Raw genomic sequence first — 11,304 nt, 5'->3', positions numbered from 1 at the left:
TTTGATATTTAAATCTATTTTTGAGTATGGAATTATCAGAAGGAAGATTGAAATTTATTGAAGCCTGGGGTAAATTGGGCTCTGAATGGGGGATTAATAGGACTATGGCTCAGATTCATGCTTTACTTCTTATTTCACCTGAAGCATTAACCACTGAAGAGATTATGGAAGAACTTACTATCTCCAGAGGAAATACCAATATGAATTTAAGAGATTTAATTGGATGGGGGCTTGTAGAGAAACAGCATAAATCTGGTGAACGTAAAGAATATTTTTATGCAGACAAGGATACATGGAACATTGCCCGGCAAGTGGCTAAAGAAAGAAAAAAGCGTGAGTTGGATCCTATAATTAAACTTTTAAACGAGTTATCTGAAGTGAAGGGCGATGATAAGGATCGAAATTATAAGACATTTAGAAGTTCAGTAAAGGATATAAATAAACTCGCAAAAAATGTAAATAAGACTCTGGAAACAATGTTAAAGGCGGAGGAGAGTTGGTTCTGGGGGTCTATTTTTAAAATATTCAAATAGATTTTCTAAATTTTCAATATAGATTGAAAATTTAGAAATGTGTTTTGTTTTAATAGGCGTCATTAAAACAGCGTGCAGATTTTAGATTTAATGAATTTATTGCTTTCCATAGACCTTTGTTGGCTTTGCCGTTAGTTTACCTGAATGACAAATGATTATTCCTTAGGGAATCAGCAGGCAGGACTTAAAATAATGTTCGGCAAAAACCATAGATTATACTATAAAAACACAATTTGTTAACTATTTAGTTAAATTATCTTTGATGAAGCTTTACTATACTTATATCTTTTCTTAGCTTTGTTATATGCTGTCTAAGAAAACGAAATATGCGATAAAAGCACTGGTTGCTCTTGGTAAGAACACCGGTAACCCTCCAATGCAAATAGTCAGATTAGCTGAACAGGAAATGATTCCGAGAAAATTTTTGGAACAGATCCTGTTAGATATGCGTAATGCAGGATACCTTTATAGTAAAAAAGGTGCCGGAGGTGGCTACAGTTTAAATAAAGACCCCCAAGATATATTTCTTGCTGATATCCTGCGCATTACTGATGGACCAATAGCAATGGTGCCATGTGCAAGTTTGAAGTTTTATCGCAAATGTGATGAGTGCCATGATGAAGTAACTTGTGGTATTAGAAAAACATTTATAGATGTAAGAAATGCCACATTGAACGTATTGGCACAGACTTCCATAGCTGATGTGATCGCTCGAGAGACTGACGAAAACATTGTTTCTTAAATCATGTCGATTAAGTAATTTTATGAAATGACGATTCAATTATAGTATTCTCTTAAGATTGGAATACATTTTGCTTTTGTTATTTTAGAAAACCAGATATGAAATATCTGGTTTTCTCGTTATATCGGGTGATAATCACACATTTGTTATTAATACCCTGAACTTTTATTTAATTAACTTTGTTTTAAAACTTATATATATGATTAAAAAGAACATGAGTAATTTTTCTAGTCGGATGCTTGGAATGTCTTTATTGATGATTATTCCTTTTATGTCGTTCGCTCAAAAGCCTAATTGGCAAAACCTGGATCTTAAAGCAGATTCTACATTTGGAATTAGTACGCAAAGGGCATATACTGAATTATTGAAAGGTAAGAAATCTACAAAAGTAATTGTTGCTGTTTTAGATGGTGGGGTTGATATTAATCACGAGGATCTGAAATCAGTAATCTGGATAAATAAAAAGGAAAAGGCCGGTAATGGCAAGGATGACGATAAGAACGGTTACGTTGATGATATAAATGGCTGGAACTTTTTAGGCTCTAACAAGGGATCAATCAACTATGAAACATTAGAGTTGACCAGATTGGTGCGAAGAGATAGTGCTAAATTTGGTAAAGCAGATGCAACTTCAGTTCCCGCAAGTGATCTAACTGCTTTTGAGGCATATCAGAAGAACAAAGCAGAACTTGACAAAGAGTTAGCTGAAGCAAAGGAAGGATTAGAGAATTATTCGGCTATTAAATCTGCTATTGATGATTTAGTAAAGAAGTTAGGGAAAGATAAGCCTACTGTTGAAGATATTCAAGCCTTTAAACCCTCTTCTGATATCGAAACAAACATTCAGAGAATATTATTGCAACAACTAAAAAATACGACCTTCGATGAGTTTTATAATGCTCAGATATTGGCAGGTTATGAACATTTTAAATCGCAGGTTGATTATAATTTAAATCTTGATTATGATCCAAGATCCATAGTTGGTGATGATCCTAATAATAGCAAGGAGAAGTTCTATGGGAATAATGACGTAGCTGGACCAGACGCCAGACATGGATCTCACGTTGCGGGTATTATTGGTGCGGTTAGAAATAATGATTTAGGTATTGACGGTATAGCTGATAATGTAGCAATTATGGCTGTTCGTAGTACCCCAAATGGAGACGAACGCGATAAAGATGTTGCAAATTCAATCCGTTATGCGGCGGACAATGGAGCGAAAGTTATAAATATGAGCTTTGGTAAATCTTATTCGTGGGATAAGGCAATTGTTGATGAAGCCGTTAAGTATGCCGTTTCTAAGGACGTTCTAATTGTACATGCAGCAGGGAATGATAATGAAAATCTGGAAGTAGCTAAAAATTATCCAAATCCAAATTACGAAAATGGAGGAACAGCCACCTCATGGATTACAGTAGGAGCATCTGGACCAGCAAATGATGAAACCATAAAAGCTAGTTTTTCGAATTACGGAAAAAATACGGTTGATGTTTTTGCTCCAGGAGTAAATATAAACTCTACTGTACCTGGTTCTAAATATGAAAAACTAAATGGAACAAGTATGGCTTCTCCAGTAGTGGCTGGTTTAGCTGGGTTAATTCGTTCGTACTATCCTAAATTAACCGCAATTGAGGTCAAAGATATCATCATGAAATCAGTTGTTAAGGTAGAACAAAACGTTACGATTAAGGATAATGATGATACGACCAAAACCGTACCGTTCTCAGACCTTTGTGTTACAGGGGGGATAGTGAATGCATATAATGCATTAAAACTTGCCTCTGAATATAAAAAATAATATAAGAAGATGCTACCAGTCTTTAATTACTGATTGGTAGCATTTCTAAAATCTTTTTGTTTCATTTGGCAAAACGAATAAATGGTGAGATATACTATTATCTTCCATAAAGCAGAGACGTTCGTATTTATATTCGTTAACTTTTACAGGATCTTTAAGCGCAGTAAAAATCTCAATAATAAGATTGTATACACTTAAGGAATTCATGTTCAGCTGATTTCTCTTAAATAGCTCCAAACATTCATTACAGTAATTGAAAGCCATTGTGTACTCTCTTCTGTTTTTAGCTTGATAAGCTTGCGTTAATTTGATGATTGATTCAGTATATTTTGTGATCCTAAATCTGGATTTATTATCTGCTAATGAAACTAGAATCGATTCTAATCTATCCGTATTTTTATCAGAATTTATTCTTGAGCTCACAAGGGCAAAAATTGCCATTAAAAAAATTGCCATAGGTGCTCTTTTCGAAAGGGCTTTAGCATGCTGAGTGGAAATTGCATTAATAAGGTGCTGTGTGCTCGCGTTTTCTTCAAAAAGCTGATCTAAAATAATAATGAGTAAATAAGAAATGGCTTGTTGAGGACTTACATCATTAGGGTCTTGCATTAAAATCAGTGCTTCAATATCATTGAAAGTAAGTTCCTCCTGAGAAGAAGATACACCCATGATTTTTGCATGAATCATAGAAATAATATTATGAGGAGCTATTAGCCATTTGGCACTCTTAAATTGAGCTAATATTTCGATTCTTTCCTTAATAAGTTTCGTATCTAAGCTTAAAATATCGAAGAAGGCCAATAAAGAATGATATACTAATAGATTTTCATTTGTATCAACTACTTTGATAAGGACTGTTATTGCTTCTTTATAGCAAGAGTCTATAAAATCAAAGTTGATGAGCTCTTTGATTATGATATCATGAAGCTGATGCTCTCTTAATAATTTGATAGTTTCAGGACTGTATTTATTCCGGTATTCTAAATTCTCGGCAATAAAAAAGATTAGATAATTCTTTTCGTAGTTATTGAGCTCAAGATTAAAAATGTTAGTTAAAGACTTAAAATCGCCAATTCTTATAATAAATCTGATCGTCCACTGCAGGAGCTGGAACCTGGCATTGGTATGCTTATATTCCTCTTTAATGTAATCAAAGAAAGAACTGTCTACCTTTAGATGAAATTTTTCTAAAAGTTCAATGAATAGAAAATACTCAAAAATATGAGGATGAATAAAACGAACGTATTCCCGTGGGTGGAATTCTTGCTGGCTTTTTTCTTCCATGAGTATTCCCTCCGATAAGAGTTCCATGTATGCATTTTTGAATGCCGACAATTCACTTATAAGGTCATCTTTTGGTACAGAATTGCCTTTTTTTCCATAATCTGTTAACTGAATTATTTTCTTTAGGAAAAGGATTTTTTCAGTATAATAATTCGATCTGTATATCTTGTCTTGAATAAAACGAGATATTAACTCATAGAAAGTGATATTTGTAGAATAGTTAAAGTAAGGATCTTCCTCTTTTAACTGGTAATAGAGCTGAATATGAAATGGAAATTTTAATTGAGCCTTAAGTTTTGAATTGATTCCTTTCGGATCGATTTTGTTAATTTTTGTTAGAATTGAATCAACTTCTTTTTCTGTAAGCGGAGGTACATTTGAAACGTCGTTAACATTAAAGTAATTTCCAGGAAACCACTTCGTTTTTAAGTATGCGGAATGCCTTATGCGATCATAAAATTTGATCCAAGTGGTGGATCTCATACTCATCACCAATTTAATACATTCATTATCTTCAATATTGCATATAAAATTAATGATGCTTTCGAACAGCTGTTTTTTAAGATCGGCCTTGACCACTAATTCCGAAAAGCCATCAAGAAAGATTACGAATTTCCCCCCTGAGGCATTATAATTTTGCTTAATGTAGCTAACTAGACTGTCCTTAGGATGAATTCCCAATTGCAACTTTAATTGATCTTCAAAATTTGGAGATATATGGTCTTTGTTAAAAAAACTATAGGCTGTAATGAAAAGCAGGGTAGAGTCTTTGTACTCCGGAAGATCACTGGTAAGAAATTTTTCGGCCAGGTGGCTGAGTAAAATAGTTCTGCCATAGCCAGGTTGGGAAATAAAACAAGTGAAGCTGTAGTTATTCTTAAAGAAATCTTCAAAATCGTGTTCGGCAAATTTTCTTCCTATTGTCAATTCATATGGCATTCCAGAACGATTCCTTACACTTTTGAGTGTGAAGTCGGTTACTTTGGTCGCCTTATCGTGAATTTCTTTCCATGTACGAAGGGAAGTTTGCTTGCTGAGGTTTAATGAGCTATTTCCGATTTCAGCATATTCTTCATTAACATACTCTGATAGTGTAGTTAAGGTAAATTTGGAGAAGTTGTGTTTAACCATAGCAAAGCCGAACAGCCTCTTAATGGTTGTTTCACTAACATTCTTGTTCAATGTCTTGCTGATCTCAATTGAAATTCTTTTACAATCTGCAGGTGTGATGGTTCGAATTCCTGTTTTGGATAGAATTAAGCTTTTGAGTTCGTTTAAGATAAATGTTTCATCCATACATTATAATTGAGCGTCAAATTCTTGAACGAAACGAATATAATGGTTTATGTAGGAACAATGAATATTTCTTCCGTGGATAAAAAATGAACGTCAATGAATTTATTTTGTAATCATCTGTTTTACAGAGCGTTAATTGTTTGACCTTGGGTTTGCTTGTTTTTTTTATTCAAAAATGAACAAAATGAATGACAAATAAGGGTTTTGGGGCCTTAAATGAACAATTCGAACGTGGTTTACGATCTAATCTATGAGTAAAATTGTACCAAGTAAATTAGATAATCTCAATCCCTCTCCTATGAAATGGACATCTACCCTACCAGGAAATCTTAAAAAGTCTATTCTTGTTCTTATAAGTATTATAGCAATAACGTTATTAAATACAAAATCGTATGCGCAAGCAAAACAACGTGTATATGCTAGTGCCGACAGAACAGGTACTCTCGGCCTTTGCCTCATCTGTGGTGTTGACAATAGAGGAAATGCAATAGATGCAACTGGTGACTTTTTAAATACTGCATCAACTATTTCAGTTGGTGTTGGTGTCGCAGGACAGCAGTATCAGGAACTTATTTTCCCTAACGGTAACTTACCTACCGCAACCACCGGTTCTGTAGTTAAAGTTTCAACTGGAGGTCTATTAAGTGTAAGTGCATTAGGGGCGATAACAGTTCAGGCTTTTGATGGCACTACTGCGGTTGGAAATCCGGTAGATGCGGGATCGTCATTATTGAACCTTCTTGCAAGCGGTAATCAGGCAGAGATTTTTGTCCCTGCCCCAGGTGTGGCTTATGATAGAGTTCGTGTTAAGGTAAATGGTGGATTGCTTGCAGTTGCTGCTAATATTAATGTATACCATGCATACTTTTTAAAGGATGCGATAAACGGAGCATGTGATGCTCCAGTTGAAGAACTTCATGGCATCGTTGGAAATATTGCTGCGCTTGGAGCAGTAGTGGATCCTAAAAATGCAATAGATGGAAGTGAAGCAACAAAGTCTGTTTTAAATGCATCAGTAGGGGTTGCGGGTTATGCTCAGCAAACCATTGTGTTTTTAGGAAATTCCGTAATCGGAGATTCTGTTCGCATGGTAGTATCGACACCTGCTGCATTAATTGAAGCACAGCTTTTAAATTCTATTTCAATTCAAACATTTAACGGAAATGTTCCAGGTGCGGTAGTCGCGGGATCCGGTGGGCTCTTGAATTTGAGATTACTTAGCGGTGGAGGGAATACCGCAGTGATTACATTCGCACCTACAACACAATTTGACAGAGTACAATTAAGGTTAGGAGGAGTGTTAAGTGTTTTAGCTTCTATAAATCTACATGAGGTTAGCAGAGTAATGCCTACAACTACGGAAATAAATGGAGTTGTTAGTAAATCTGCAGTTGTCTGTATTAATGATCCTGTCGTTTTAAAAATAAATGGCCCACAGGCGGGCGCAACTTATACATGGTATACCCAAGCTTCCGGGGGTACTGGTACTGCTGGGACAACTTTTACACCGACAAATCTAAATACGGGTATAAATAAATTCTATGTAGAGGCTAAGCGAACCGATTGTACGAATACATCACCTCGCACTGAAGTAAGCATAACTGTTAATGATCCGATTCCGCCGGTTGTAACAGCGCCATTGCCTATATGTAATGGTAGTACGGTTACCCTGCAGGTGGATTCGCCTGTCCCCGGACAGACATACAAATGGTATGATGTTTCTACAGGGGGCACAGCTCTGGCCACTAGTACAACTTTTAACTCACCAGCATTAACTGCTAATAAAATATATTATGTTGAATCGGTAATTGGAGCTTGTGTAAGTCCAAGGGTTGCTGTAAATGTATCGGTAAGTCCTGTTGTTGCGCTTGCCGTAATAACGACTAATAATGAAGTTATCAGTGCAGGGCAAACAGCCACACTTCAAGCAACGGCCGACCCGGGCAATACCATTAAATGGTATGCAGCAGCAAGTGGCGGAGCATCATTAGCTACCGGACCAAGCTTTACCACTCCGGCTTTAGCAGCAACTACTACTTATTATGTAGAGACTGAAAGTGCATCAGGTTGTGTGAGTTCTTCAAGAGTAGCGGTGAAAGTAACCGTGACGCCGATATCAACAGGTTTACCTTGTAATGCAGCAACAGCACAGCAAAGTGGTATAGATGGTATCTGTTTATTATGCGGAGTTGACAATCCTGAAGCATCTACTGACGCGAATACTACCAATTTCACCAGCCTCCATTTGGCGGTAGGTGTAGGGGCAACCGGTTATCAGCGTCTGATTTTTGCAAATCCTGGTATTGCAACTGATAGTATCCGTATAGATATAGAAAATCCAAATGGCTTATTAGATTTATCTCTGCTTGGTGGAATAACCGCAAAGGTTATGAATGGAACTACAGATGTAATTTCATATCCACTAAATTCGTCATTATTAACCCTTCGATTGCTAAGTGGAAATAGAGCAAAAGTTACTATTCCTGCAAGTGCTGTTTATGACAGAGTAGAAATTCGTTTCGGTGCATTGGTTTCTGCTTTAAGCAGTTTAAATATATACGGTGCGGAAGTTATTTATCCTAATCCGACAGTCACCTCAGGTGATCAGTCGATCTGTTCGGGCAGCACTGCTGTACTGAAAGCCACTGCCAACGGAGGTACTACTTTAAGATGGTTTGCTACGGCCAGCAGTACAACAGTACTTGCCACCGGAGAGACCTTTACTACCCCTGCACTGACTGCTACTACTACCTATTATATAGAAGTAAGCAAAGCTGGTTGTGCAAATGTAGAGCGTGTACCTGTTAAGGTAACGGTAACTTCAACACCAACTGCTCCTACGGTAGCAGCTGCAGGTCCTGTTTGTTCTGGATCTTCGGCAACACTATCAGTGAGCAGCCCAGTAGTTGGAATAACGTATACCTGGTATTCTGTTGCTACCGGCGGAACGGTACTGTTTACAGGAAATAGTTTCACTACTCCTGTATTATCTGCAAATACAACCTATTATGTACAAGCTTCAGCAGGCACCTGCACAAGTGCAACGCGTACAGCTGTAGCAGTTACGGTTAATCCGTTGCCAGCTCAAGCAACTGTTAGTACAAACAATGTTTCAATAAGCTCTGGGCAGACAGCAACTTTACTGGCAACTGCAAGTGCAGGAGCAACTATCAATTGGTATGCTGCACCAACCGGAGGAGCTACACTCGCAACAGGTGGCAGCTTTACAACCCCAGCATTAACAGCTACCACTACCTATTATGTAGAAACAGTTAATGCTAGTGGATGTGTTAGTTCCGCAAGAGTTCCTGTTACTGTTACTGTAGTCGGCGGGCCAGTTAATCCAAACTGTAATGCGGCTAATAGCCAGCAAAGTGGCATCGAAGGTATATGTCTGTTATGTGCTATAGTTGATCCAGGTAATTCTGTTGATAATAACTTCACAAATTATACTTCAATAGCGCTTCCAGTAGGTGTTGCTGGTTCAGGGTATCAAAGATTGCTGTTCCCAAGCTCGGGTGCTGCAACCGACAGTATCCGTCTGGATCTTGAAACTCCGACCGGCTTAGCAGATGTAACGGTGTTAGGTGGTATTCAGGTAAGAATAATGAATGGCACATCCGTTGTTAAAACCTATGATCTTAACGCTTCGTTGCTATATCTGAAACTATTAAGCGGTAATAGATTTTCAGCGACATTACCGGCAACGGGCATCTACGATAGAGTAGAAGTTAGGGCTGGTGGACTTGTGTCAGCCTTGGTAAATCTACGTATTTATGGAGCTGAAGTGATTTATCCAAATCCAACTGTTTCTGCAACTGGCCAAACAATCTGTTCAGGATCGGCAACAGTTCTTTCTGCAGCTGCAAACGGTGGAACAACTTTAAGATGGTACACAGATGCCACAGGTGGAACTTTGGTTCATACCGGAGAAAACTTTACAACCCCTGTATTGACTGTAAACACAACTTATTATATAGAAGTTAGCAAAGGAAGTTGTGCGAATAAAACACGTATTCCTGTTACAGTTACTGTAACTACTGCTCCGGCTAAACCTGTAGTAGCTGCAGTCGCCCCTGTTTGTTCAGGGTCTTCAGCTGTAATTCCAGTTACAAGCCCGGTAACAGGCACAACTTATAAATGGTATACTGTCGCAACAGGTGGAACAGCAATTTTCACTGGTGCAGTATTTACAACACCAGCGTTAACTGTAAATACAACTTATTATGTTGAAGCAGCGAACGGTACCTGCGTAAGCGCTACACGTACGGCGGTTGCTGTAAGTGTAAACCCACTTCCGGTGCTACCACAGATTCAAGCATCTGCTACAACAATTAACCCAGGTCAAACGGCTATATTGACAGCAACGTCTGCAGATGCAAACGTTATATTCAAATGGTATACGTCTGCAACTTCAACAACAGYCATTGCAACGGGACCAACTTACGTAACTCCACCACTTACTGCAACAACTACGTATTACCTGGAGGCAACTTCTAGTACTACGGGTTGTTCAGCACCAAGTCGTGTTCAGGTAACAATTAATGTAAATGGTGGCGGTAGCCCGAACCCGGTTCCTTGTGAAGCTCCAACTTTAGAAGAGCATGGAGTGAGGGGTGTTGCACTTCTTTCGGGGGTGTTTAATCCTGAATTAGCTATAGACAACAATACCAAAACCGGATCTTCTTTAGTCCTTGCAATAGGTGCATTAAATGCATCAGTTTATCAACGTTTGGGCTATTCGAGTTTGTCAAATATTGGTGATACTGTGCGCGTATTGTTAAGTGGAAACACTGAAGCGCTAGTTTCATTTGTACCAACAAAAAGATTTAATAAAATTGAGGTTAGCGTAAATTCAGGACTTGCAGGAGTACTGACTACTGTTGATGTAAACTATGCACAACGCGTTCCAGTGGCTCCTGAAGTAACTGTGCCGAATGTTACAGCTTGTGCTTCTCAAACAGCTACACTCACTGTACTAAATCCTAAGGCAGGTATCACATATAAATGGTACAATGCAGCGGGAGTATTCCAGGCAAATGGAACTAGTTTCACAACACCTGCTTTAACTGCTAATACAAGATATTTTGTAGAAGCAAATACTGCCTCTGGTTGTACAAGCTATAGAACTGCAGTCAATATTACAGTTACACCTACACCTCAAACGCCTGTTTTGGTATCAAACGATATTAATACCTGTTTGGGTAACGATGTTACTTTAGCTGTAAGCAATCCGCTTACCGGAATTACTTATAAATGGTATAATAGTACAGGTGTATACCAGGCAGGTAAAGATGGAGTAACCTTTACAGTAACAGGTGTTAATGCAGCTACCAGCTATTCCGTGTCTGCGGTTAATAGTTGTTTAGTTGAGTCTGCAAAAGCAACGGCTAATATTAAAGTAGGTACACTGGATAAACCGGTAATCACACCGGCATCTGTTACTGTTAGATCAGGCGCTCGTGCAATTCTTACTGCTACCTCAAGTACAGCAGGTGCATTGTTTAAATGGTATGATTCTCCAACTTCAACAACAGTTCTTGCCACTACAGCTGAGTACACCACAGACCCATTAATAAATACAGGAACTGTTGATATCACAAGAACTTTCTATGTAACTGCAGAGTTAGCTTCAGGATGTCCGGCTTCAG

At 38.0% G+C, this 11,304-nt stretch carries 5 protein-coding genes; 4 read left to right on the top strand and 1 reads right to left on the bottom strand.

Features of this window, described 5'->3' with window-relative positions:
* Window positions 1-26: 26 nt before the first annotated feature.
* From AC1DDX_RS02525 to AC1DDX_RS02515, 3 genes are all read left to right on the top strand, one after another.
* Window positions 27-533 (top strand): GbsR/MarR family transcriptional regulator, encoded by a 507-nt coding sequence (locus AC1DDX_RS02525; RefSeq protein WP_172661893.1) that lies wholly within the window; start codon window positions 27-29, stop codon window positions 531-533.
* 304 nt (window positions 534-837) lie between these two features.
* Complete coding sequence (locus AC1DDX_RS02520) at window positions 838-1,275, top strand: RrF2 family transcriptional regulator (protein ID WP_048903680.1); 438 nt, start codon at window positions 838-840, stop codon at window positions 1,273-1,275.
* A 199-nt stretch (window positions 1,276-1,474) separates the two neighbouring features.
* Complete coding sequence (locus tag AC1DDX_RS02515; RefSeq protein ID WP_288884094.1) at window positions 1,475-3,073, top strand: S8 family peptidase; 1,599 nt, start codon at window positions 1,475-1,477, stop codon at window positions 3,071-3,073.
* A gap of 45 nt (window positions 3,074-3,118) precedes the next feature.
* Here the strand turns inward: AC1DDX_RS02515 and AC1DDX_RS02510 are convergent, their stop codons facing one another.
* Window positions 3,119-5,653, bottom strand: coding sequence for a hypothetical protein (locus AC1DDX_RS02510; RefSeq protein WP_477612163.1), 2,535 nt, complete (start codon window positions 5,651-5,653; stop codon window positions 3,119-3,121).
* 250 nt (window positions 5,654-5,903) lie between these two features.
* Here AC1DDX_RS02510 and AC1DDX_RS02505 point away from each other — a divergent pair.
* Window positions 5,904-11,304 (top strand): Ig-like domain-containing protein (locus tag AC1DDX_RS02505; protein ID WP_477621754.1); only part of this gene is annotated, 5,401 nt, incomplete at its 3' end.

It is taken from the genome of Pedobacter sp. 10L46_2 (assembly GCF_056395165.1).
The sequence above is the reverse complement of the archived record's forward strand: the minus strand, read 5'-3'. Positions and strand labels throughout refer to the sequence as shown.

What these genes read in the sequence shown, in the direction of transcription:
- AC1DDX_RS02525 (WP_172661893.1), top strand. Translation starts at nt 27, where the DNA reads ATGGAATTATCAGAAGGAAGATTGAAATTTATTGAAGCCTGGGGTAAA.
- AC1DDX_RS02520 (WP_048903680.1), top strand. Translation starts at nt 838, where the DNA reads ATGCTGTCTAAGAAAACGAAATATGCGATAAAAGCACTGGTTGCTCTT.
- AC1DDX_RS02515 (WP_288884094.1), top strand. Translation starts at nt 1,475, where the DNA reads ATGATTAAAAAGAACATGAGTAATTTTTCTAGTCGGATGCTTGGAATG.
- AC1DDX_RS02510 (WP_477612163.1), bottom strand. Translation starts at nt 5,653, where the DNA reads ATGGATGAAACATTTATCTTAAACGAACTCAAAAGCTTAATTCTATCC.